Origin of the sequence: Actinoplanes sp. NPDC049598 (assembly GCF_040675435.1) — a bacterium.
GTDB lineage: Bacteria > Actinomycetota > Actinomycetes > Mycobacteriales > Micromonosporaceae > Actinoplanes.
In genome coordinates, this window is sequence record NZ_JBFAOX010000005.1 from 224,410 (window position 1) to 247,857 (window position 23,448).

Genomic DNA, 23,448 nt, shown 5'->3' on the forward strand with positions numbered 1-23,448 from the left:
CGGTCTCAGAGCGCGTCGAGGCCGCGCTCGCCGGTGCGGACCCGGATCACCTCGTCGACCGAGGTCACCCAGACCTTGCCGTCGCCGATCTTGCCGGTCTTGGCCGCGGTGACGATGGCGTCGACGATCTTGTCGACGTCGATCTCATCGGTCACCACCTCGACCTTGATCTTCGGCAGGAACTCGACCGTGTACTCGGCGCCCCGGTACACCTCGGTGTGGCCCTTCTGCCGGCCGTAGCCCTGTACCTCGCTCACCGTCAGTCCGGTCACCCCCAGAGCGTGCAGGGCCTCCTTCACCGCGTCGAGCTGGTACGGCTTGATGACCGCGGTCACCAGCTTCATGCTCAGTCCCTCTCTCGGAGCAGTCATGGTGGTATTTAACCGGCGACCTTCTGGCTGACGTCAGCCTTGCCGTCCGCGTCGATGCCCTGACCCGGCTTGAGGCCGGCCATGGCGAACGCGCCGCCGCTGCCGGAGCCCGAGGCGGGCGTGAGGTCGTAACCCGTCTCGCCGTGGTCCGCGATGTCGATGCCGCCGACCTCGGCCTCCTCGGTGACCCGGCCGAGCTTGACGGCCTTGAGGATCAGAGCGAGGACCAGGGCGATGACGAACGAGTAGACCGTGACCGCCGCGCTACCGACGAACTGCCGGCCCAGCTGGGTCAGGCCGCCGCCGTAGAACAGGCCCTCGCTGCCGCCGAGCACGTCGGTGATGGCGCCGTTGACCTGGGTGGTGGCGAAGAAGCCGATCGACAGCGAGCCGATCCAGCCGCCGACGAAGTGGACGCCGACGACGTCGAGCGAGTCGTCGTAGCCCAGCTTGTACTTCAGGCCCACGGCCAGGGCGCAGACGGCGCCGGCGATGATGCCGATCAGGGCGGCCGGCAGCGGGGCCACGAAGCCACAGGCCGGGGTGATGGCGACCAGGCCGGCGACCGCGCCGGAGGACGCGCCGACCAGGGTCGGCTTGCCGTCGCGGAGCCACTCCACGATGATCCAGCCGAGCAGCGCGGCGGCCGTGGCGACCTGCGTGTTGACGAAGGCGACACCGGTGGTGCTGTCGACGGTCAGCTCGGAGCCGGCGTTGAAGCCGAACCAGCCGAACCAGAGCAGGCCGGCGCCGAGGGCGACGAACGGCACGTTGTGCGGGCGCATGTTCTCCCGCGGCCAGCCGATCCGCTTGCCGAGCACGATCGCGACCGCGAGGGCCGCCGCACCGGCGTTGATGTGCACCGCCGTACCACCGGCGAAGTCGAGAGCGTGCAGCTGCGCGCCGATCCAGCCGCCACCCCACACCCAGTGCGCGACCGGGACGTAGACCAGGGTGAACCAGCCGAACGCGAACAGGACCCAGCCGCCGAACTTGAAGCGGTCGGAGAGCGCGCCGCTGATCAGCGCGACGGTGATGATGGCGAACATCATCTGGAACGCCATGAAGACGTACGTCGGGATCCCGGTCTCGCCCCAGATGTCACCGGCCCAGCTCGTGCCGGTGCCCCAGTACTGGGTGAAGCTGCCCAGGAACTTGTTGAGGCCGTCGCTGTCGTTCGAGCCGAACGCCAGCGTGAATCCGTAGAGCACCCAGAGCACGGAGACCAGCCCGATGCTCGAGAAGCTCATCATCATCATGTTCAAAGCGCCCTTGGACCGGTTGAGGCCACCGTAGAACAGCGCCAGGCCGGGGGTCATGAGCAAAACGAGCGCAGACGACAGGAGCAACCAGGCGGTATTGCCGGTATCGATCTCCACGCTGCCTCCTCTCGGATGAAGGTGTCCTCCCACACGACCCTCAGAGCAGCGTCGCCCCTCGGCCGGTTGATGACGGGAGCCTTCCGGTCCGCTGTTTCACGCACGGTCTACGCGCGATTTCCGGCGCGTGACGGGTTGTTTCGTACGTGTGAAGAAAGCCTCACAGCCCGTAAGGGCAAAAATGCCCGAATCAGCGGAGGGCGTATTCGAGCGTGTGCCGCTCGTAGTCCAGGAGGCGCAGGTCACGCATCGGACGGCGCAGGTGGCCCTTGTGCACGATGCGGACGAAAGCCGGGTCACCGGCCGCGGCCATCCGGCGGATGCCCTCGACGTGGTCGACGATCCGCTTCCTTATGGTCCGGACCAGCCGGTGCCGGTCGCGCGGGATCAGCCCGTACGCGTCCGCGAACAACCGCAGCCGGCGCGGCCGGTTCGGCCTCTTCCACCCCAGGGTGTACGAGTCGCGGTCGCTGAACAGGGGCACCCAGGTCCAGGCGGCGTAGGCCACGTCGTAGATCCGCGCCCCCGGCGAGGCCAGGTCGAAGTCGATCAGCGCGAGGGTGCCGTCCGGCCGCCAGACCACGTTGTGCGGCGCCGCGTCGTGGTGACAGATCACCTCGGTGTCCGGCGGGGGCGGCCCGAACGAGCGCCAGACCGCGTTGGGGGGCGGCACGAACCCGTACTGCGCGTCGTGGAACATGCGCAGCATGGTCGCCACCGTGACCAGGGCCTCCTCGGTGACCCAGTGCGGGGCCAGGGGGTACTCGCCACACTCGCCGTCGAGGTACGAGAGGACCTCGCGGCCCTTCTCGTCCATGCCCAGGGCGTGCGGCGAGCCGGTGAAGCCGACCCGCTCGAGGTGGTTGAGGAGACCATGCACGGCCGGGGTCCACGGCCCGGCGTTGCGCCGCACGGTGTCCCCGACCCGGGAGACAGTGCTGACGTTGCCGCCGTGCAGGGGGATCTCCCGCACCGGCTCCTGCGTCACCAACACCCTCCCCCAACTAGCTTTCCCATCGAGACTACGCGGAGCCGCCAAGCAGCGCCTCGACGAACGCGGCCGGCTCGAACGGGGCAAGATCGTCCGGACCCTCGCCCAGACCCACCAGCTTGACCGGAATGCCCAGCTTGCGCTGCACGGCGATGACGATTCCGCCCTTCGCGGTGCCGTCGAGCTTGGTGAGCACCACACCAGTAACGTCCACCACTTCGGTGAAGACGCGGGCCTGCTCCAGCCCGTTCTGCCCGGTGGTCGCGTCCAGGATCAGCAGCGTCTCGTCGACCGGGCCGTGCTTCTCGACGACCCGCTTGACCTTGCCGAGCTCGTCCATCAGGCCGACCTTGTTCTGCAAGCGGCCCGCGGTGTCGATCACCACCGTGTCCACGCCGACCTCGATGCCCCGCTTGACCGCGTCGAACGCCACGCTGGCGGGGTCGGCCCCCTCCGGGCCGCGCACGGTCTCGGCGCCCACCCGCTCGCCCCACGTGGCCAGCTGCTCGGCGGCGGCCGCGCGGAACGTGTCGGCCGCGCCGAACAGCACCGAACGACCGTCGGCGATCAGCACCCGGCCGATCTTCCCGCAGGTCGTGGTCTTGCCGGCGCCGTTCACACCGACCACCATCATGATCCCGGGGCGGCCGTCGTGCGGGGCCGTCCTCAGGGTGCGGTCCATCTCCGGCTCGAGGGCCGTGGTCAGCTCCTCGGCCAGCTGCCGGCGCACCTCGGCCGCCGTCCGGGTGCCGAGCACGCGGACCCGCTCGCGCAGCCGCTCGACGATCACCTGGGTCGCCTCGACGCCGACGTCGGCCGTGATCAGGGTGTCCTCGATCTCCTCCCAGGCGTCCTCGTCCAGGTGGTCGCGGGAGAGCACGCTGAGCAGGCCCCGGCCGAACATGTTCTGCGAGCGGGAGAGACGGGCCCGCAGCCGGACCAGGCGCCCGGCCGTCGGCTCCGGCTGCTCGATCTCCGGCTCTCTGGTCGCGGGCTCCTCCACCACGATGAGCGGCGGGAGCTCCTCGTCGCGGACCGGCGGCACCACCACCGGGGGCGCGGCCTCGTCGACGGTGGGCTTCTCGAGTGTCGTGGTGGACCCGCCCTGCGGGGGCAGCTCCCGGCGGCGCATGCGCGGCACCACCAGGCCGACCGCACCGACGACCAGGACGACGAGCAGGATTACTGCGGTGACCACGTATTCCATGCCGAAATCCTGACAGATGCGCCGCCCGGCCGTGGCGTCGGCCGGGCAGTGGCGGGTCGTGGCCCCTGTGCAGGAAGATGGGACGCCCCCACCCCCTCAGGCTAAGGATCCCCACCCGGTGACTGCCCACCTGCTCATCGGCCCGCTGCTGCGCCGGGTCGTCGGAGACCGCGCCACCGTCTGGGTCGAGACCACCGAGCCCGCCTTCGTGCGGGTCGAGGCCGACGGTGGTGGCGCCGGCTCGGCCCCCACCTTCACCGCCTACGGGCACCACTACGCGCTCGTGGTCGTCGAGGGCCTGCGCCGGGGCGCGGCCAGCGCCTACACGGTGTCGTTGGACGACCGCGTGGTCTGGCCCTCGTCCGAGTCGACGTACCCGCCGCCGGTCATCCGCACCCGACCTGAGGCGGACGCCGGCGAGCCGGTCCGGATGATCTTCGGCTCGTGCCGGGAGGCCACCCCGCACGCCACCGGCCGCCGCCTGCCGCCGGACGCCCTCGACGCGTACGCCCGGCGCCTGATGAAGGACCCGCAGGACCCCGAGCTGCGGCCCGACCTGATCGTCCTGCTCGGCGACCAGGTGTACGCGGACAAGACGTCGGCCAAGGTCCGGCGCTTCCTCAAACGCCGCCGGGCGGCCGGCCACGACGGCCCGTCCGACCAGGTCGTCACCTTCGACGAGTACACGAAGCTCTACCTGGAGTCGTGGCGCGACCCCGAGGTCCGCTGGCTGCTGGCCACCGTCCCGGCCGTCATGATCTTCGACGACCACGAGATGATCGACGACTGGAACACGTCGTCCTCCTGGCGGGCCGACATGGCGGCCGAGCCGTGGTGGACCGAGCGGATCACCGGCGGCCTCGCCTCGTACTGGGTCTATCAGCACCTGGGCAACATGAGCCCCGACGAGCTGGCCACCGACCCGCTCTTCCAGAAGGTCACCACGGTCGACGACGCCACCGACCTGCTGCACGAGTTCGGCCGCTCGCTCGACACCGGCGAACAGCCGTACCAGTGGAGCTACGCCCTCGACATCGGCCGCACCCGCCTGATCATGCTGGACAACCGCTGCAGCCGCGTCCTCACCCCCGGCCGCCGCGAGATGCTGCCCGCCCAGGAGTGGAACTGGTTCATCGACCAGGCCCACGGCTCGTACGACCACCTGGTCGTCGGCTCCTCGCTGCCCTGGCTCATGCCGCCGGCCATCCACCACCTCGAGGCGTGGAACGAGCGCACCGCCGACTCGTCCAACCCACGCGTGGCCGCCCTCGCCGAGAGACTGCGCCGGGCCGTCGACCTGGAACACTGGGCCGCCTTCGGCCGCTCCTTCAACGCCCTGGGCGAGCTGTTCCGCCGCCTCGGCGAGGGCAGCCCCGGCGCACCCACCCACCGCGTCGGCGCGGGCGGCGCCTACGCCGCCCCCGCCTCCATCAGCGTCCTCTCCGGCGACGTCCACCACTCGTACGTGGCCCAGGCCGACTTCGGCGAGGCCATGGCCACCCCGGTCATGCAGCTGACCTGCTCCCCCGTGCACAACCAGGTGCCCGCCTTCATGCGCCCCCTGATGCGCTTCAGCTGGTCCCGGGCCGCCGCCCAGGGCGTACGGGGCCTGGCCCGCTCGGCCGGCGTCCGCAAACCCGCCTGGCGCTGGACCCGCCTGGCCGGCCCCTACTTCGGCAACGCCATCAGCACCCTGCGCCTCCACGGCCCCGACGCCACCGTCCGCGTGGAAGGCACCGAAAAGGACGGCACCCTCTTCGAAGTGGCCGAGGTGACCTACCCCCGATGACTACCTGGACAGCACCCTCCGTCGACCGCACCGGCGAACCGCACACCGGCCCCGAGCGGGCCATGCTGCAGGGCTGGCTCGACTGGCACCGCGGCACCCTGCTCAGCAAATGCGCCGGCCTGACCGCCGACCAGCTCCGCCGCCCGTCGGCCGCCCCCTCCAACCTCACCCTGCTCGGCCTGGTCCGGCACATGAGTTACGTCGAACGCGTCTGGTTCCGCCAGCGCATCGCCCACGAGCCCGGCGTGACCACCCTCTACAACACGCCGGAACACCCCGACGCCGACCTCGAGGACATCGCCACCACCGACCCGGCGCAAGCCTGGGCCGTCTTCACCGAAGAGTGCGCCGCCGCCGACCGCGCCGTGACCCGGTACACCCTGGACCAGGAGTTCCCCATGGACTCCGGCGCCCCCCGCAGCCTCCGCTGGGTCTACCTCCACATGATCGAGGAATACGCCCGCCACAACGGCCACGCCGACCTGCTCCGCGAACGCCTCGACGGCACCACCGGCGCCTGAGCACCACGCGACTCCAGCTCCCGGCCAGAACTCCCGGACCGAACAGTCGGTCCGCCCACCACCCACAAGATCGCTACGCTCGGGGTCAATCGGTTGGGGGTACGTGGTGGTCTCGATCAACAACTGGTACGCCAACAAGAACGCGCTCGAACCGGCGAACCCGCGGTTCGACCGGGGTAACGACGATCCGGCCGACACCCATGCGGAATCCTGGGTCGACCAGGTCACGAGGCGCAGCGGGCGCCGTGCTCCCGCACCACGCTCCGCCCGGCCGGCCACCCGATCCCGGCGAGACGCCCCGGTGGTGACCACGTACAGAACCCTCGCCGACGCGATCCGGCACATTCAGGCCAGCGTTCCGGGAATCGGCAGCAAGGGCATTCGGAAAAGGCTGAAGGGGCTGGGATGGCCGGAGATCAGTCACCATGACGTCGAGAAAGCGCTGCTCCCCGTTCCGCCCGAGCCGGCGCGGACGGAGCCTCCGGTCGTCAAGACCTACCGGGCTCCAGGTCGCTCGGCGACGCGGGAAGATGACCCGGAGCGACAGCCGTCACCACAGCGAGCGGCCACGCCGAAGGAGGGAAAGAAGGCCGGGCGAAACCGGCCGGCGCCGGTCGTCACTCAGCACCGGGCCGAGTCGTGTCCCTCGTGTGGGACGCCGATCTCCGCTCTGGGCATCTGCCGCTGCTCCTGACCCGACTGGGTTCACGACGGGAGGTCGAGGGCCTTGCGGAGGTACGGGACGTGCTGGGGGCCGGTCCAGCGGTAGGCCGACAGGCCGGCGGCGCGGGCGCCGCGGACGGCGCGCTCGTCGTCGTCGATGAAGAGGATGTGTTTGGGCTGTTCGCCGATCAGTTCGCAGGCCTTCTGGAAGTACTCGGGGGCCGGCTTGTGGATCTTCAGGTCCCAGGAGCTGATGACCACGTCGATCTCGCCGGTCAGGCCGAGGGCGTCGAGGTCGCCGGGGAGGCGGTCGGTGGCGTTGGTGGCCAGGCCGACCTTGCGGCCGGCGGCGCGGACCTCGCGGACGAAGGCCAGGGCGTCGGGGTCGGGCTCGCCGCGGTACGCCTGCCACTCGGCGACGGCCGATGCGGCGTTGTCGATGGGCAAGCGGTCGGCGACGAGTCTCATCCACTCGGCGTCGGTGATCTCGCCGGCCATGGCGGGGCGGTAGATGTCCCACGCCATCGACGTCTCGAGGAGGGCGGCCGGCTTGAGGCCGTACTTCACCTCGACGGCGATCATCGGGGCCGGGTCCCACCGGCGCAGGACGCCGTCGAAGTCGATCAGCAGGGCCCGGGCCCGGTCACGCGCCATGATTCCTAGTCCTCCGGTTCGCGGTTGAGGCGCTGGCTGATCACCTGGGTGACGCCGGAGCGCATCGTGACGCCGTAGAGGGCGTCCGCGACCTCCATCGTGCGTTTCTGGTGCGTGATGATGAGCAGCTGGCTCTTCTCCCGCAACTGTTGGAAGAGGGTAATCAACCGGCCCAGGTTGACGTCGTCCAGGGCCGCCTCGACCTCGTCCATGATGTAGAAGGGCGAGGGGCGGGCCCGGAAGATCGCGCAGAGCATGGCCACCGCGGTCAGCGAGCGCTCGCCACCGGAGAGCAGCGACAGCCGCTTGATCTTCTTGCCGGGCGGGCGGGCCTCGACCTCGACGCCGGTGGTCAGCATGTCCTCGGGGTCGGTGAGCACCAGCCGGCCCTCGCCGCCGGGGAACAGCACCTGGAAGACGGTCTGGAACTCGCGGGCGGTGTCCTCGAAGGCCGAGGCGAAGACCTCGAGGATCCGGTCGTCGACGTCCTTGACCACGGTGAGCAGGTCCTTGCGGGTGGCCTTGAGGTCTTCGAGCTGGTCGGAGAGGAACTTGAAGCGTTCCTCCAGCGCCGCGAACTCCTCCAGCGCGAGCGGGTTGACCTTGCCGAGCAGGGCCAGGTCGCGTTCGGCCTTGTTGGACCTTTTCTCCTGGGTGGGCCGGTGGAACGGCACCGGTTCGGGCGCGGGCTTGCCGTCCTTCTCGGCCTGGGCCACCTCAGCCTGGGTGGGCGGCACGAGCTGCTCGGGCCCGTACTCGGTGATCAGCGTGTCGACGTCGAGGGAGAAGTCCTCGGCCGCCTTGGCTTCGAGCTGTTCGATGCGCATGCGCTGCTCGGCCCGGGCCACCTCGTCGCGGTGGACCTCGTTGGTGAGGCGTTCCAGCTCGGCCACGAACCGCTTGGCGCTCGCCCGTACCTCCTGCAGCTCGGCCTCGCGGGCGGTGCGGGCCTGGGCCAGCTCGTCGCGGACCTCGATCGCCGCGGCCAGCGAGACCGAGACGCGGGCCAGGGCGGCGGCCGCGCCGAGGGCGACGGCGCGGGCGATCTCGGCGCCGCGGGCGCGGGCGGCCCGGCGGGCGGCGGCGCGTTCGCGGGCCTGCCGTTCGGCGTTGGCCTGGCGCAGCAGCGAGTCGGCCCGGCCGGCGATGGAGGCGACGCGCTCCTCGGCCGTGCGCACCGCGAGGCGTACCTCCATCTCGTTCTGCCGGGACTGGGGCACGAGCGCGGCCAGCCGGTCGCGCTCGTCGGTGGAGGGTTCCTCGTCGATCGGGGTGGCCTCGGCCAGCCGTAGCCGCTCCTCGAGCTCGGCCACCCGGATCAGGTCGGCCTCGCGGGCCGACTCGGCTTTCTGCCGGGAGGCGCCGAGGCGCTCGGACTCGGCTTTGGCCGAGCGGGCGGCGGCGCCGAGCTCGGCCAGCCGGCGGGCGGCCGCGTTGCGCTGGCCCTCGGCCGCGCGTTTCTCGGTCGCGGCCGCGTTGACCAGTTCCTTGTGCTGCGCGACCTCGGCCCGGGCCTCGGCCAGCTGCGCCTTCAGCTCGCCGATGGCGGCTTCGGCCTCGGCCCGGCGGGCCTTCGCCTCGTCCACGGCGGCCTGGACCTCGATGTAACTGGAGGCTTTTCCGGAGCCTCCGGCGGCGGCGTACGCCCCCAGCACATCCCCGTCCGGGGTGACTGCCCGCAGCTCCGGGTTGCCGGCGATCAGCGTCGCGGCCGACGGAAGATCATTGACCAGTACGACGTCCCGCAGCGCCCGGTGCAGGGCGGCGCGCACCGTCTCGGGGCAGTCGATCACGTCGGGGGCCCAGATCGCGCCGTCCGGCAGGGCCGGCCGCAACGCGTCGAGCGAACCCTGCATGCCCGGCCCCGCCGGCGACGCGACCACGAGCGCCGCCCGCCCGGCGTCGGCGATCTTGAGCGTACGCATCGCCTCGACGGCCTCGTCCACCCCGGAGAGGGCGACCGAGTCGGCCAGCGTGCCCAGCGCGGCGGCGATCGCCGCCTCGTGCCCGGGCCGGACCGTCAGCATCGAGGCCAGGCTGCCGAGCAGGCCCGGCACCTCGGTCCCCTTGGCCAGCAGGGCCCCGGCGCCGTCCTTGCGCTGCAGGCCGAGGGCGAGCGCCTCCTCGCGGGCCTTCCAGCTTGCGGCGTCCTTCTCGGCGGCGCGCTCGGCGTCGGAGAGCTCCTTGACGACGGCGGCCGCGCGTTCCTGCGCCGCCACCGCCTCGGCGTGCCGGGCGTCGAGCTCGACGTTGTCCCGGTCGGCGTCGGACGACTCGGCCGCGACCAGGTCGACCTCGGCCTGGGCGGCCTCGGCCCGCATCATCGCGTCGGTGTGGGCGGCGGCCAGGCGCTCGATCTCGTCGGTGGCGCCTTCCGTACGGGCGCGGGCCGCGTTCACGTTGCCGACCAGCTTGGCCAGGCCCTCGCGGCGGTCGGCGATGGCCTTGGCCGCCGTCCGCAGCGCGCCCTCGGCCGCGGCCAGCTGGCGTTCGAGGTCCTGCCGGTGCTCGATCGCCTCGGCCAGGCGCATCTGATCGTCGGTGAGCGCCTCGCGCAGCTCCTCCTCCTGCTCGCGGACCCGTTCCGACTCGGCTTCGAGCTGGTCGGGGTCGCGGCCGGGCCGTTCCTCGTCCGGGGTGGCGGCGAGGTGGCGCAGGCGCTCGGTGGCGAGCTGCTCGGTCGAGCGGAAGCGTTCCTGCAGGGCGGACAGCTTGTACCAGGTGTCCTGGGCGGCCTGCAGCAGTGGAGCGTCCTCGGCGTGGGCCAGCTCGAGGTCGGCCAGCAGGCGCTGGATCTCGCGGTTCTCCGCCTCGACCTGCTGGCGGCGCTCACGCATGGCCGACTCGTCGGCGATCTCCTTGTCGAGGGTGGTGCGCAGGGTGTGCAGGTCGTCGGCGAGCAGCCGGAGCCGGGCATCGCGCAGGTCGGCCTGGATGCCGGCGGCGCGCCGGGCCACCTCGGCCTGCTTGCCGAGCGGCTTGAGCTGGCGGCGCAGCTCGGCCGTGAGGTCGGTCAGCCGGTTGAGGTTGACCTGCATCGCGTCGAGCTTGCGGATCGCCTTCTCTTTGCGCTTGCGGTGCTTGAGGACGCCGGCCGCCTCCTCGATGAAGGCGCGGCGGTCCTCGGGCTTGGCGTGCAGCATCGCGTCGAGCCGGCCCTGGCCGACGATGATGTGCATCTCACGGCCGATGCCGGAGTCGCTGAGCAGCTCCTGGATGTCGAGCAGGCGGCACTGGTTGCCGTTGATCTCGTACTCGCTGGCGCCGTCCCGGAACATCCGGCGGGTGATCGAGACTTCCGTGTACTCGATCGGCAGGGCGCCGTCGTTGTTGTCGATCGTGAGTGTCACCTCGGCCCGGCCGAGCGGCGCCCGGCCCGACGTGCCGGCGAAGATGACGTCCTCCATCTTGCCGCCGCGCAGCGCCTTGGCGCCCTGCTCGCCCAGCACCCAGGCGATGGCGTCGACGACGTTGGACTTGCCAGAGCCGTTGGGGCCCACCACGCAGGTGATGCCCGGCTCCAGCCGCAGCGTCGTAGCGGAGGCGAAGGACTTGAAGCCCTTGACCGTGAGGCTCTTGAGGTGCACGGATTTCCCGGGGGTCAGCGGTCGGCGTTTGGTGCAGGCTACCCGCAGCGTGTGCTGATGGCCCTACCCGCAACACCCGGCGCCGCGGAAATCGGGCAAAAAGATGCGCGCCGCCACGAGGGGTGGAGGCGCGCGCGATTCTCGAAAAACAAAACTGCAGGGGGGTGGTGCGTCGAGGGATCAGCGATGGCCGCCGGGTCACGACGGCCAGCGGAACTCAGGTCAGCGCGGGCTCGGTCAGCCGTGCGAAATCGTCTGCCTCCGCGGCCGCGGCCGCGAGACGATCATTTTCCGCCCGGAGGCGGGTGACCTCGAACTCCAGGGACTGAACCCGGGAACGCAGTCGGGTGACCTCGTCGAGCAGACGCCGATCGGGCGCCGCACCTACGTGGCCGAAGAGGGCCTTCGCCATGGTGACTCCTTGAGAAGCTCTGCTTCTTCTTGTGAAAAGCGTTGCCGGAGAGGCCGGCGCTACGCGCGCCCAGTGCACCGCGCATCTATGCTCAAGGGCACGCAAGAGCACAGAGCTATGCACCGTCAGATGTGTTTCTTTAGGTGCAGATCCCTCAAGCCCAGCTGTAACCGGGCATGAGTGGGCGCGACTGGCGACTTCTCCATAGTCCGCCGATACCCAACGTCCGTCAAGCCGTGGAGACTGCCACCAGCACGGAGCGAGAGTGAATCTTGCCACCTTGACGGCTCGACCTGGGCTTATGCGGGTTAAACGCCGGGTTTGCACCTCAGGCGCCGCTCTCGGAAAGATCCAAAAGCGCCGCGAAAACACGAATGCTGACATACCATCCTAAAGCAGCTGGCAAATCGGAATAAATTAGTCCATTTGTGTCGCCTACCCGACAGGCTCCCGCGCCCGGCGACGGTCCGTCGTTGCCCCCATCGTGAATCCGACCCCGTCGCCCGAGCGCGTCTGCCTGCTCACCGGCGGCGGGTACCCGTACCGGCGGGACGCGCTCAGCGGTTGGTGCCGCACCCTCGTCGAGGGGCTGCGCCGGTTCCGCTTCGAACTGCTCACCGTCACGGACCGTGAGCCGCCGTCCGCCCCCGCGTACCCGCTGCCTCTCAACGTGCGATCCGCGCACGCCGTCGCGGTCGGCCGCGACTCCGCCCGCCCCGAGCGCCGGCGCGGCGACGCGGATGATCGCGGCCGCGCCGCCGCCAAGATGCTCGGCCAGGGCCTGCTCGACCGGTCCGGGCCGGAGAAGGACGACTCCGAGCGCTCGGGCCGGGTGTTCGCCGAAGGTCTCCGCCGGCTCGCCGAACTGGCGGGGGAACGACCCTCCGCGCTGGCGTCGCTGCCGCTGGCCGACGCCCTGCTCGACGCCTGGCGGTCAGGACCGGAACAGTCCGTTCCCCGGCTGAGCATGCGCGACGCCCGCACGGCGGCCACGCTGCTGCGGCACGCGCTCGGCGCCCTCACCGTGCCGATGCCCGAGGCCGACCTGGTGCACTGCGTCGGTGGCACGACGCCGCTGCTGACCGCGCTGGCCGGGCGCTGGCGCTCGGGCACCCCGCTGTTGCTCACCGAGGCCCGCACGCCGGTCACCCGGCACAAACCGCACGAGGAGCGGCTCTCCCCCGCGGTCCGCACGCTGCTGCGCCGGTTCCGGGGCGCGGTGGCCCGGACCGGGTACGCCGAGGCCGGGCTGATCGCCCCGCTCAGCGCCTACCACCACAGCTGGGCCCTGCGGCACGGCGCCGAAGCGGCCAAGCTCGTCCAGGTGCCGGCCGGGGTCGACCCGTCGGAGTACCCGGGCGCGGCCGAGCTCGACACCCAGGCCGCGGTGGTGTGGGCCGGCAGCGGCGGGCCGGACAGCGGGCTGACCCCGCTGCTGGCCGCGTTCGAGCAGGTGGTGGCCGCGGTCCCGGGGACCGTGCTGCACCTGGTCGGGGTGACCGCCGCGCACGAGGACCACTGCGCCGAGCAGATCGAGCGGATGCGGCTCGGCCGGTCGGTCCGGCTGCACCCGCTGCCGGCCGACCCGCGTGATCGTTACACCGCCGGGCACGTGGTGGCGCACGTGCCCGGGCCCGCCGACCCGCCCTATCGCCTGATCGAGGCGATGATGTCGGGCCGGGCGGTGGTCGGCGTCGACGTCGGGCCGGCCGCCGAGACCCTCGGCGACGCCGGGGTCCTGGTCCAGCCGGACGACCCGGCCGAGCTGGCCATCGCCGTCACCGGCCTGCTGCGTTCGCCGGGGCGCCGGCGTCAGCTCGGCGACGCGGCCCGCCGCCGCGCGCTCACCCACTTCACGCACGACCGGGTGGTCCGCGTCTACGGCGCCCTCTACACCGATCTCGCGGCGCCGCCGCCGGCGCCCGCCTTCGAACTGGCGCTCGCCGTGCCCGCACCGCGCTGCGAGCCGCCCGCCACCCTGCGCTGGCTTGTCCGGGAGGACTCATGACGATCACCCCCGCCCGTTCCCGCACGCAGACGCCCCGGCGGAAACGGCACCGCGTACCTTCGCCGGGGCGCCACGCGATCAGCCTGCTTCCCGAGGCCGCCCCCGAGCCCGATCCGGCGGCACCGGCCGAACCGCGATCACCTCACGCCCCGGAAGCGCGATCAGCGCACGCCCCGGAAGAAGGCGCGCTGCAAGCCCCGGAAGACGGTGGGCCGCGCTCGCGGCGGGCGCCGGCGCGGCGTACCTGTCTGCGGTCGGCTCTGCTGCGCTGCGCCCTCTATCTGGGGCCGATCAGCGTCGCCGTGGCCGCCGCCGGGCCGCTCAGCCGGGTGGCCTGGCCGGTGCCGATCGTCACCCTGCTGCTCGGCTGGTCGGCGGCGCAGACCCTGACCAGCGTCGGCGCCGCCGTCGCGCGGCGGGCCGGCCCGTCGGCCGCGGCCCGGCTCGTAGGCTGCGGCTTCGCCGCCGTCGCGGCGCTCTGGGCTGCCCTGGTCTGGATCGCCCCGGCCGCCCTGGCCGGCCCCGAGCGCGGCCTGGCCCTGGTGATCGGCCTCGGCGGCCTGGCCGGCCTGGCCACGGTGACGGCGGCGGTCGTCACCCGCTCCGAGGCGGCCGTCATCGGGTGGAGCCTGCCGTGCTGGCTGCTCGGCGCGGCCACGCTGGCCGGTCTGGCCGGCTACCCGATCGGCGGGCGGCTGCCGATCGGCACACTGCTGCCGGCCGCCATCGTGGTGGCGACGGTGCGCGCGTTCCGGCCGGTCGTGATCCCCGGGCTGTGCGGCCGGATGCCCCGGCCGGCCCGGACCGAGCTGCGGCGAGGCGGCACGTTCCTGGTCATCGGCGCGTCTCAGGCGATTTGTGTGGGTTTGCTATGGCAGGCCGGACCGTCCGGGCCGACCATGCCGTTCTGGCTGCCGCTGCTGCTGGCCGTGCCGATCCTCGAGGCGCTGATCGGCTGGCACACCGACCAGGTGGACGCCGGGCTCGACACCGCGGAGAACCAGGCGGCCTACAAGAAGCACGTCCGGGGCGTCACGCTGATCACGCTGGCCGGGCTGCTCCCGCCGCTCGCCGTGGGGGTCGCGCTCGCGCTGGCCGCCTATCGGCTCGCCGCGGAATCGGCGGCCCGCGCCGACGTGCTCGGCCTGGCCGGCGGCACGCTGCTCGGCGGCGTCTTCGCCGTCACGTTCCTGCTGGCCGCGCGGGGCCGTCCCGGCCTGGCCGCGGGCCTGGCCGCCGCGCCGCCGGTGGCCATGGCCACCCTGCCGCTCCTCCCGCTGCCCGCGGCCGGCGCCCTGCCCGACGGCGTCGCCGTCCTCGCCGCGACCCACCTGGCCGGCCTGCTCGCCGTCGCCTTGACCCCCGCCGCCGACCGAAGAACGCCCTGACGCCAACAGGCGACCGCAGAGCCCTGACGGCCGCAGACCAACGAAGGACGGCGCCGGCGAGCGGGAAACCCCGTGCCCGCCGCCGGTGAACACCCAGCTCCATGACCGCCGCCGACGAACGGAGAATCCGAGTGAAGACACTCTTCCCCCCGTACGCCCACCCGTCCCCCGAACTGCCGCTGGACGGCGACACCTGGATCGTCCGGGACCTGCCGGGCGAGCGCCGGAGCCTGCACCAGTCGCTGGGCCGCATCGACCTCGACTGGGGCAGCCGCTCGCTGGCCGACGTGCTGGCCGACGTGGACGCCTGGCGCGAGGACGGCGCCGAGGGTCTGTTCCTCGACCGGGCCCCGGCCGGCTCGGGCGGGGTCGGCCCGGTCGCGCTGACCGTCCGGCTGGCCGCCCGCCGGGGGCTGCACCGGGTCGTGCTCAACCCGGGCGTGCCGACCCATCCGCTCTACCGTGATCTCGGCGTCCGGATCTGCACCTTCGAGGGCCCGTGGGAGGCCTACCAGAGCTGGGACGGCGACGGCATGCGGCCGGGCGACGGGCACATCGTGCACGGGGTGCCGACCGCGCTGCTCACCGCCGCCCGCCGGCTGATGGGCCGCCGGGGCGCCGGCTTCGGGCTGGCCACCGACGCCAGCCCGTACATCAGCGCCGGATCGTTCGCGGGCGGGGCTGGCAGCGGGGGCAGCTGAAGGACGAGCGGTTCATGAACTGCTCGCGGCGGATCGGGGTGCCGCAGCGGTGGCAGGGCTCGCCCTCCCGGCCGTACGCGTTGAGGGCGCGATCGAAGTAGCCGCTCTCACCGTTCACGTTGACGTAGAGCTCGTCGAAGCTCGTTCCGCCGGCGACGATGGCCTCGCCGAGCACGTCGCGGACGTGGGCGAGCAGACGGCGTACGGCCGGCCCGGTCAGTTGATCTGTCGGCCGTGCGCCGTGCAGCTGGGCCCGCCAGAGCGCCTCGTCGGCGTAGATGTTGCCGATGCCGGAGATCAAAGTCTGGTCGAGCAGGGCCCGCTTGATCTCGGTGCGCTTGGCCCGGAGCCGGTCGACGAAGACCTCGTCGTCGAAGAGCGGGTCCATCGGGTCGCGGGCGATGTGCGCGATCTCGTCCGGCAGCTCGGCCCCGCCCTCCGAGAGCGACAGCCCGCCGAAGGTCCGCTGGTCGACGAAGCGCAGCTCGGGGCCGCCGTCGGTGAAGGTGAACCGGATCCGCAGGTGCTTCTCGTCCTCGGCCTCGGCCGGCTGCATCAGCAACTGGCCGCTCATGCCGAGGTGGCCGATGATCGCGTCGCCCGAGTCGAGCGGGAACCAGAGGTACTTGCCGCGCCGGGACACGTCGAGGACGGTCCGGCCGGTCAGCAGGGCGATGAAGTGCGCGTCGCCCGGGAGATGGCGGCGGATCGCGCGGGGGTGATGCACCTCGACGGTCTTGATCGTGCGGCCGGTCACCCATTTGGACAGGCCCTGCCGGACGGTCTCGACCTCGGGCAGCTCGGGCACCGGAAACTCCTCTGACTAAAGCGTGTACGGCCAGACGGCGACCAGATAGGCGCCGTACCAGAGGCCGAAGGCGGCCCACGCGGTGATCGACAGGATCGCCACCCGGGGGCGGGCCCGGGCGGCGGCGACCGCCGCGGGAAGCAGCGTCAACAGTACGGGGACGAGCAGCCTCGGCTTCGAGTGGTAGAAGCCGGCCTGACCGTAGACGAGCACCATGGCGATCAATCCGTAAACGGCCAGCGGCGGCCAGGGCTTCCCGGCCAGAGCAACCCCGGCCGCCGCCACGGCGGCGATCAGGATGATGGCCACGCTGATCGGGACCCAGCCGTCACCCGTGCTCAGCGTCGTGTTCAGGAACTTGATCGTGCTGGAGCCGTAGTCGAAGGACGTGCCCCAGCCGGCCGCCTGGATCCGGAACCAGGCCGCCGGGTCGCCGACCCGCCAGCCGACCCAGGCCAGGAAGAGCGGCACCCCGGCCAGGGCGACGGCGGCCGCGCCCAGGGGTTGCCAGGCCTTCCGCCGATCCTCCCGGACGGCCAGGACGGCGGCCACGGCCAGCGCGACGGCGGCGGCCGCGCCGGTCGGGCGGCTCAGCGCGGTCAACAGGCCGAGCAGCCCGGCCGCCCACCACACGCGCCGGTGAGCGGCCACGAGCATGCCCGCCACCAGGGCGACGAAGATCGATTCGGAGTAGGCCATCGAGAAGACGATCGAGACCGGGGCCGAGCAGCAGATCGCCACCAGCGCCCAGCCGGCCCGTTTGCCGTAGAGCGACGTGCCGAGCAGGTGCAGCGCGAGCGCCGCGCCGACCGAGGCGGCCCAGCTGATGATCAGCGCGGCCGTCGAGGCCGGGATGCCGAGCGACGCGACGAGCCGGATCAGCATCGGGTAGACCGGGAAGAAGGCCAGCTCGTTGCCCTGCAGCTGGCCGGCCAGGTCGTACGTGTAGCCGTGCGGGTAGCCGTTGACCGCCACCTTCAGGAACCACCCGGCGTCCCAGACCAGCAGGCGGTTCCGGATGCCGATGGGGTCGTCCGACGCCGCGTCGAGCCACCCCAGGATCAGCAGCTGGGCCACCCGGGTGAGCGCGAAGATCCCGATTGCCGTGCCCACCCCGCGCCACGCGCCCGCGGCATCCCACAGCCGGGGACGCTCTTCGACGGCGACGCTCACTCCTGGTCTTTCTCTTCCGCCTTGTCGAGCAGGGCGCCGTCCGGCTCGGCCGTACGCTCGGTCAGGATCCGCCAGGCAGCCGCGGCGGCCCGCTGCTCGGCCTGCTTCTTGCTGCGGCCCTCCGAACCCCCGTACCGCTCGCCGGCCACCACGACCCAGGCGGTGAACGTCTTGGCGTGATCCGGGCCCGAGTCCTCGATCACGTAGTCCGGCACGCCCAGGCCGAGCGCGGCGGTCAGCTCCTGCAGGCTCGTCTTCCAGTCGAGGGCGGCGCCCCGGCTGGCCGACTCCACCATCAGCGGGTCGAAGAGCCGGTGGATCACCTCGCCCGCGGTGTCCAGCCCATGGTCCAGGTAGATCGCGCCGAGCAGCGCCTCGAGCGTGTCGGCCAGGATGCTCGCCTTGTCCCGGCCGCCGGTGGTCTCCTCGCCCTTGCCCAGCAGCAGGTGCTTGCCGAGCCCCTCGGGGCCGAGCCCGCGGGCCACGTCGGCCAGCGCGTGCATGTTGACCACGCTCGCCCGCAGCTTGGCCAGCTGCCCCTCGGGCAGGTCGGGGTGGTTGTGGAAGAGCGCCGAGGTGATCACGACGCCGAGCACCGAGTCGCCCAGGAACTCCAGGCGCTCGTTGGTCGGCAGGCCACCGTTCTCGTACGCGTAGGAGCGGTGGGTGAGCGCCCGTTCGAGCAGCGTGGGCTCGATCGGGACGCCGAATGCCTCCTCGAGGGGCAGGGTCGGCGGCCGGCGGCGCTTATCGTTCATCTTCAGACACCTCGTTGTGCTTCGATCATCTCGGCCATGGCCGCGACGGCGGCCCGGCGATGCAGGTCGGCGGCGAACGCGATGCCCGCGGCCACGTCCGGCCCGGAGGCGGCGCCGTGGCAGACCACCACGGTGCCGGCGACGCCGAGCAGGAGGGCGGCGCGCGGGGGCGGTGCGCCAGTGGCGGGATTGGGCGGCCCGAGCTCGACGTAAGCCGCCTCCAGGCCCTTGAGCAGGATGTTCCCGGAGAAACCGTCGGTCACCACGACGTCCGCGGCGGTGCCCGCGACGACGTCGTTGCCCTCGACCAGGCCGACGTACCGGGCGCCGCCGGGCAGATCGAGGGCGGCCAGGACCGGCGGGAGGGCCCGGCGCAGCCGGTCGCCCTTGCCCCGTTCGGCGCCGATGGTGAGCAGTCCCACCCGGGGCGCGGCGACGCCGTGCACGACCGAGGCGTACGCGGCGCCGAGGCGGGCGTGCATGGCGAGGGTCTCCTCGTCCGGGTCGACGGAGGAACCCACGTCGAGCAGGACCACACGCCCGGCGACGGTGGGCAGCACGGCGGCCAGCGGTGGGCGGCGCACCCCCGGGTCACGGCCCAGGCCGAGCGCGGCCGAGGTCACCGTGGCGCCCGTGTTGCCGGCGGAGATCATCGCGTCGGCCTCGCCCTGGGCGACGGCCAGCACGGCGGAGCGTACGCCCGACTCCACCCAGCTCTCCACGCGCTCACCCGGAGCTATGGGCAGACGGGCGACCCGGCCGTGCTCGGCCGGGTCGAGGGCGTGCAGAAGCTCGTCGGCGGCTTCCGCCGGGCCGACGAGCAGCAAGTGAAGGGCCGGGTCGGCCTGACAGGCACGCAGAGCGCCGTCAACCACGACGGCGGGAGCACTGTCCCCGCCGAGGAGGTCGACGGCGATCCGCGCGGTGCCCGGCTCCCCGACAGCGAGCTGTGGGGAGACCGAAGCACCGGGACGCCGTTGCGCAGGCGAGACCCGCCCGATGATCGGGCGCGTCACTTAGCGCGGCTTCAGACCTCGAGGACCTGACGACCGTTGTAGGTGCCGCAGACCCCGCACGCGGTGTGCGGCAGGTGCGGCGACTTGCACTGGGGGCACTCCACGGTCTGCACCGCGGTCGCCTTCCAGTTCGCCCGGCGGGACCGGGTGTTGCTGCGCGACATCTTGCGCTTGGGGACGGCCACGGTTACTTCTCCTCGGTGTTCGTTAGGTTACGCAAAGCGGCCCAGCGGGGATCGACTTCCTCGTGGCTGTGATCGGCCGGAAGGTCGTCGAAGTGCACCCCGCAGTCGGGGCACAGGCCTGGGCAGTCTTGTCGGCAGAGCGGGTTCGTCGGCAGGGTCAGCACCACCGCGTCCCGCAGAGCCGGCTCCAGGTCGAGCAGGTCGCCCTGCATCCGGCCCACCTCGTCCTCGTCGGTCGTCTCCTCCGTGGTGCTGTCCTCGTAGGCGAACAGCTCCGCGATCTTGACGTCGAAAGGCTCGTTGATCTCGTTGAGGCACCGACCGCACTCGCCGACCAGCGAGCCGCGGGCGTTGCCACTGACATAGACCCCCTCGGAGACCGACGTGAGCACGAGATCGAGCTCGACGTCAGACCCCTCGGGAACCGAGAGCAACTCCAGACCGAGGTCCGCCGGGGCCGGGATCACCCGCTTGAGGGCACGCGTCGCACCAGGCTGGCGCGGAAGTTTCGTCGTGTCGACGACGAGCGGCTGCCTGGGATCGAGGTGACTCTGTGGTGACTTGGGCATCGTTGTTCCTCAGCCTGAGAGATAGGCCGACAGAAAAGGTTACCTGAGCTGCCGCCATACCGTCGAATCCGGGTGTGCCCGGGCCCCTTGCTTCGCCAGGGGCATTACTAGAACGGCAGGGGGCGCTCGCTGTCTTCCCCTTGGAAGGTGCCGATCTCCCGGAGAGCGTGCATCTTGTCCCGGCCGCGCTCGATCGAGGCTAGCGCGCGGGTGAGGAACTGCTCGAAGTTGGCCAGGGCGGTGTCGACGTAGTCGTCGACCTCCTCCCGCAGGCGCTGGGCCTCCTGCCGGGCCTCGGCCACGATGCGGGCGCCCTCGTGCTCGGCCGAGACCGTGATCTCGTTGACCGAGACCAGCCGGGCGTGTTCCGTCTCACCCTCGCTGATGATCCGGTCGGCCTCGCGGCGGCCGGCCTCGATGATCCGGTCACGCTCCTCCAGCACGGCCGCGGCCTTGCGCAGCTCGCTGGGCAGCTCGGAGCGGAGCACGTCGAGGTGCTCGATCATCTCGTGGCGGTCGAACATGAAATTCGTCCGCGACATGGGCACGGAGCGCGATTCCTGCACGAGTTCGATGATCTCGTCGATGCGGTCGAGCGGGTCCACCGATGCTCACTCCTTTTGGACTCAGTGGGCTCACGGTACTGCTTGAACCTCGCACCGACCGCCCGGCGCGCCTAGTTCTGCTTGAGCCGCGTGACCAAGCGCTCGCCGACGAAGTCCGGCACGTAGGCCGAGGCGTCGCCGCCCCACTTCACCACGTCCTTGACCAGGCTCGACGACAGGAAGGAGTAGAGCGGGTTGGTCGGCATGAAGAGGGTCTCCACGCCGGAGAGCCCGATGTTCATCTGCGCCATCTGCAACTCGTAGTCGAAGTCGCTGACCGCGCGCAGACCCTTGACGACCACCGCCGCCCCCTGGGCCCGGCAGAAATCGACCAGCAGCCCGTGGAACGAGGCCACCCGGACGTTCGGGTACGCGGAGGTCGCCTCGCGCAGCATCTCGATCCGCTCTTCGATCGTGAAGAGGCCGGTCTTCGACTGGTTGATCAGCACTCCGATGATCACTTCGTCGAACAACCGGCTGGCCCGCCCGACGATGTCGAGGTGGCCGTTGGTGACCGGATCGAAGGAGCCGGGACACACCGCTCGTCTCATGATCGGCGACCGTACCAAAGTGTGGTCTCCCCGTAACGCCTGCTCCGATCGGCTGTTATGCCGTCCACCCACTCCATCGACCGGCCCCGGCTGGACCGCTCCACGGTGAGCACCGCGTCGTCGGCCAGCCACCCCGCCTCGACCAGGGCCGTCTGCACCTCGGTGATCTCGCGGTCGGTCACCGCGTACGGCGGGTCGGCGAAGACCACGTCGTACGGGCCGCCGTCGGGCGGGCCGGCCAGAACCTGGGACACCTTGCCGGTGACCAGCCGGGCCGCGCCACCGAGGCGCAGCGCCACGATGTTGTCCCGGATCGTGCGGGCGGCCCGGCCGTCCGCCTCGATCAGAAGGGCGTGACCGGCGCCGCGCGAGATCGCTTCCAGGCCGACCGCGCCGGAACCGGCATAAAGATCAAGAAAGCGCGTGCCGGAAAGGTCGATCATCGAATCGAGGGCGCTGAAATACGCCTCGCGGACGCGGTCCGATGTGGGCCGGGTCAGCGCGCCGGCGGGTGCGGACAGGCGCCGGCCGCCGTGCGCTCCGGCGATGATCCTGGTCATCGCGGCTCGGGGAAATTTGCGGTGAACACGACTCGAAGCTACTTCACCACTTACGCACCGCAACCGAAGAGTGAACAATTCCGCATCACGCCGCCACGTAGAGCATTGATCCGAATTCGTTCGGTCTATGGAAGATCACGGATCTACAACAACGTTCTTAAGCTCCTCTGAGGGATTTCCCAGCTTCTTATTAGTAGCTAAGGTCAGGCGCTGTTGCTGACGCTCTCCACCGGGCGTCGGCCGACGACGTGGGGAGGCGTTGTCGCTGGCCAGCGCCTGTTTCATCGGTGTGTGCCCGCCGCTTCCCCGCCGCAAACCCTGACCTATCCCCAGTACAGGAGTAGGCGTGAACCTGCTGAAGTCCAAGCTGCGGCGAGCAACCGCCGTAGCCGCCGGATCGCTCATCGGCCTCGCCGGTGTCGCGTTCTTCGCCTCGCCCGCCAGCGCTCACTACAGCGCGGTGAAGGGCAAGGCCTACTGCGACACCGCCACCGGCGAGTACATCGTCAACTGGACGGTGAAGACCGACAACGGCCGCACGCCGAAGTCCGAGAACTACCGCTTCATCAACGTGCAGCAGACGCCGGCCGACCGCCCCGTCGACGGCATCGCCCACACCCCGGACGACAACGACCCGGTCTTCCCGTACGAGAGCAACAAGCCTCTCCGCGGCGTCCAGAAGGTCCCGGGCACCGCCACCTCGGCCTCGCTGACCGTCCAGGTCAAGTGGAGCGACGACTGGATCCAGTACGAGCCCTCGACCGGCACGGTCGAGCTCGACGGCAAGTGCTCCACCCCGGCCACGCCGAAGCCGGAGGCCGCGCTGGTCTCCAACTGCGACGGTGTCGCGGTGACGCTGACCAACGGCAAGGACGCCAAGGCCGACGCGGTCTTCACGATCAAGGGCTCGGACGGCTACACCAAGGACGTCACGGTCAAGCCCCAGGGCGAGCCCGTCAAGGTCGACATCCCGGGCAAGAGCGCCGGCGAGATCGTCGTCACCGAGAAGAGCACCAAGGAGCCGGTCCTCAAGGGCGCCTGGCAGAAGCCGGAGGACTGCACCGCCCCGGAGCAGCCCGCCGATGACTTCACCGGTGGTTACGAGGTCACCTGTGACTCGCTGATCTTCCACATCGACAACTCCAAGGGCAAGACCACCATCAACGCCAAGTTCACCCCGAACAAGGGCGAGGCCCAGACCGTCGTGGTCAAGGCCGGCGAGACCAAGAGCGTGACCTTCAAGGGCGCCAAGGGCCTCGAGGTCACCCCGACCGTCCAGGGCGAGGCGTACGAGGCGATCAAGTGGGACGAGGAGGAGAAGCCGGCCGACTGCGCCAGCGCCTCCCCGAGCCCGTCCGCCAGCGAGTCCCCCGCCCCGGCCCCCGGCCAGGGTGGCGGCGACGAGGGCGAGAGCCTGCCGCTGACCGGTGCCGCCGCCGGTGGCATCGCGGCCGGTGCCGCGGCGCTGCTCGCCGTGGGTGCCGTGCTCTTCATCATGGCGCGTCGCCGTAAGGTGAAGTTCACCGCCTGATAGGTGTCAGCTGAAAGGCGC

Annotated in this window: 22 protein-coding genes; 6 read left to right on the forward strand and 16 right to left on the reverse strand. The window is 71.4% G+C overall.

Translation table 11 applies throughout. The features are described 5' to 3' along the window. Window positions 1-5 precede the first annotated feature (5 nt). The 4 genes from AB0J66_RS14500 to ftsY form a co-directional block, all read right to left on the reverse strand. Complete coding sequence (locus AB0J66_RS14500; RefSeq protein ID WP_097318397.1) at window positions 6-344, reverse strand: P-II family nitrogen regulator; 339 nt, start codon at window positions 342-344, stop codon at window positions 6-8. Between the two features lie 35 nt (window positions 345-379). Next, window positions 380-1,750, reverse strand: a complete 1,371-nt coding sequence (locus AB0J66_RS14505; RefSeq protein WP_364659857.1) for an ammonium transporter — start codon at window positions 1,748-1,750, stop codon at window positions 380-382. 190 nt (window positions 1,751-1,940) lie between these two features. Next, on the reverse strand, window positions 1,941-2,738 hold the full coding sequence (locus AB0J66_RS14510) for an aminoglycoside phosphotransferase family protein (protein ID WP_097318764.1): 798 nt from the start codon (window positions 2,736-2,738) through the stop codon (window positions 1,941-1,943). Window positions 2,739-2,772: 34 nt separating this feature from the next. Further along, window positions 2,773-3,948, reverse strand: a complete 1,176-nt coding sequence (ftsY, locus tag AB0J66_RS14515) for a signal recognition particle-docking protein FtsY (protein ID WP_364659859.1) — start codon at window positions 3,946-3,948, stop codon at window positions 2,773-2,775. A 118-nt stretch (window positions 3,949-4,066) separates the two neighbouring features. Between ftsY and AB0J66_RS14520 the strand changes: the two genes are divergently transcribed. Both AB0J66_RS14520 and AB0J66_RS14525 read left to right on the forward strand, forming a co-directional pair. Beyond that, window positions 4,067-5,737 carry an alkaline phosphatase D family protein gene (locus tag AB0J66_RS14520; RefSeq protein ID WP_364659861.1) on the forward strand — a complete coding sequence of 557 codons (1,671 nt, stop codon included), beginning with the start codon at window positions 4,067-4,069 and terminating at the stop codon, window positions 5,735-5,737. Further along, complete coding sequence (locus AB0J66_RS14525) at window positions 5,734-6,258, forward strand: DinB family protein (RefSeq protein WP_364659863.1); 525 nt, start codon at window positions 5,734-5,736, stop codon at window positions 6,256-6,258. Before AB0J66_RS14520 ends, AB0J66_RS14525 begins: the two co-directional genes overlap by 4 nt. Before the next feature lie 705 nt (window positions 6,259-6,963). Here the strand turns inward: AB0J66_RS14525 and AB0J66_RS14530 are convergent. The 3 genes from AB0J66_RS14530 to AB0J66_RS14540 form a co-directional block, all read right to left on the reverse strand. After that, window positions 6,964-7,575, reverse strand: coding sequence for an HAD-IA family hydrolase (locus AB0J66_RS14530; protein ID WP_364659865.1), 612 nt, complete (start codon window positions 7,573-7,575; stop codon window positions 6,964-6,966). A 5-nt stretch (window positions 7,576-7,580) separates the two neighbouring features. Continuing rightward, window positions 7,581-11,162, reverse strand: a complete 3,582-nt coding sequence (gene smc, locus AB0J66_RS14535; protein ID WP_364659867.1) for a chromosome segregation protein SMC — start codon at window positions 11,160-11,162, stop codon at window positions 7,581-7,583. A 217-nt stretch (window positions 11,163-11,379) separates the two neighbouring features. Then, window positions 11,380-11,574, reverse strand: a complete 195-nt coding sequence (locus AB0J66_RS14540) for a hypothetical protein (RefSeq protein WP_097318386.1) — start codon at window positions 11,572-11,574, stop codon at window positions 11,380-11,382. Between the two features lie 484 nt (window positions 11,575-12,058). On the opposite strand from AB0J66_RS14540, the gene AB0J66_RS14545 reads away from it, so the two are divergent. From AB0J66_RS14545 to AB0J66_RS14555, 3 genes are all read left to right on the forward strand, one after another. Next, window positions 12,059-13,582 (forward strand): DUF3492 domain-containing protein, encoded by a 1,524-nt coding sequence (locus AB0J66_RS14545; RefSeq protein ID WP_364659869.1) that lies wholly within the window; start codon window positions 12,059-12,061, stop codon window positions 13,580-13,582. Then, window positions 13,579-14,970 (forward strand): hypothetical protein, encoded by a 1,392-nt coding sequence (locus AB0J66_RS14550; protein ID WP_364659871.1) that lies wholly within the window; start codon window positions 13,579-13,581, stop codon window positions 14,968-14,970. Before AB0J66_RS14545 ends, AB0J66_RS14550 begins: the two co-directional genes overlap by 4 nt. A 131-nt stretch (window positions 14,971-15,101) precedes the next feature. Then, window positions 15,102-15,671, forward strand: a complete 570-nt coding sequence (locus tag AB0J66_RS14555; RefSeq protein ID WP_364659873.1) for a spherulation-specific family 4 protein — start codon at window positions 15,102-15,104, stop codon at window positions 15,669-15,671. Here AB0J66_RS14555 and mutM read toward each other — a convergent pair. From mutM to rsmD, 9 genes are all read right to left on the reverse strand, one after another. Further along, entirely contained in the window at window positions 15,625-16,479 is an 855-nt protein-coding gene (gene mutM, locus AB0J66_RS14560; protein ID WP_364659875.1) for a bifunctional DNA-formamidopyrimidine glycosylase/DNA-(apurinic or apyrimidinic site) lyase, read from the reverse strand. The genes AB0J66_RS14555 and mutM overlap by 47 nt on opposite strands. 15 nt (window positions 16,480-16,494) lie before the next feature. Then, a complete protein-coding gene (locus AB0J66_RS14565; protein WP_364659877.1) occupies window positions 16,495-17,652 on the reverse strand; it encodes a hypothetical protein in 1,158 nt (385 codons plus the stop codon). After that, window positions 17,649-18,410, reverse strand: coding sequence for a ribonuclease III (gene rnc, locus AB0J66_RS14570; protein WP_364659879.1), 762 nt, complete (start codon window positions 18,408-18,410; stop codon window positions 17,649-17,651). The genes AB0J66_RS14565 and rnc overlap by 4 nt, the downstream gene beginning before the upstream one ends. Window positions 18,411-18,412: 2 nt before the next feature. Then, the gene (locus AB0J66_RS14575) at window positions 18,413-19,327 is read right to left on the reverse strand and encodes a phosphate acyltransferase PlsX (RefSeq protein WP_364660257.1); all 915 of its coding nucleotides are present in this window, start codon (window positions 19,325-19,327) and stop codon (window positions 18,413-18,415) included. 110 nt (window positions 19,328-19,437) lie between these two features. Then, window positions 19,438-19,611 (reverse strand): 50S ribosomal protein L32, encoded by a 174-nt coding sequence (gene rpmF / locus AB0J66_RS14580; RefSeq protein WP_015624974.1) that lies wholly within the window; start codon window positions 19,609-19,611, stop codon window positions 19,438-19,440. A gap of 2 nt (window positions 19,612-19,613) precedes the next feature. After that, window positions 19,614-20,180: a DUF177 domain-containing protein gene (locus tag AB0J66_RS14585; RefSeq protein WP_364659881.1), complete on the reverse strand. Its 567-nt coding sequence runs from the start codon at window positions 20,178-20,180 to the stop codon at window positions 19,614-19,616. A 107-nt stretch (window positions 20,181-20,287) separates the two neighbouring features. After that, window positions 20,288-20,785, reverse strand: coding sequence for a hypothetical protein (locus tag AB0J66_RS14590; RefSeq protein ID WP_364659883.1), 498 nt, complete (start codon window positions 20,783-20,785; stop codon window positions 20,288-20,290). 71 nt (window positions 20,786-20,856) lie between these two features. Continuing rightward, complete coding sequence (coaD, locus tag AB0J66_RS14595; protein ID WP_364659885.1) at window positions 20,857-21,336, reverse strand: pantetheine-phosphate adenylyltransferase; 480 nt, start codon at window positions 21,334-21,336, stop codon at window positions 20,857-20,859. After that, the gene (gene rsmD / locus AB0J66_RS14600; RefSeq protein WP_364659886.1) at window positions 21,333-21,896 is read right to left on the reverse strand and encodes a 16S rRNA (guanine(966)-N(2))-methyltransferase RsmD; all 564 of its coding nucleotides are present in this window, start codon (window positions 21,894-21,896) and stop codon (window positions 21,333-21,335) included. Before rsmD ends, coaD begins: the two co-directional genes overlap by 4 nt. A 346-nt stretch (window positions 21,897-22,242) precedes the next feature. Here rsmD and AB0J66_RS14605 point away from each other — a divergent pair, with 346 nt between their 5' ends. Further along, window positions 22,243-23,427 carry a cell wall anchor protein gene (locus AB0J66_RS14605; RefSeq protein ID WP_364659888.1) on the forward strand — a complete coding sequence of 395 codons (1,185 nt, stop codon included), beginning with the start codon at window positions 22,243-22,245 and terminating at the stop codon, window positions 23,425-23,427. Window positions 23,428-23,448: the final 21 nt, after the last annotated feature.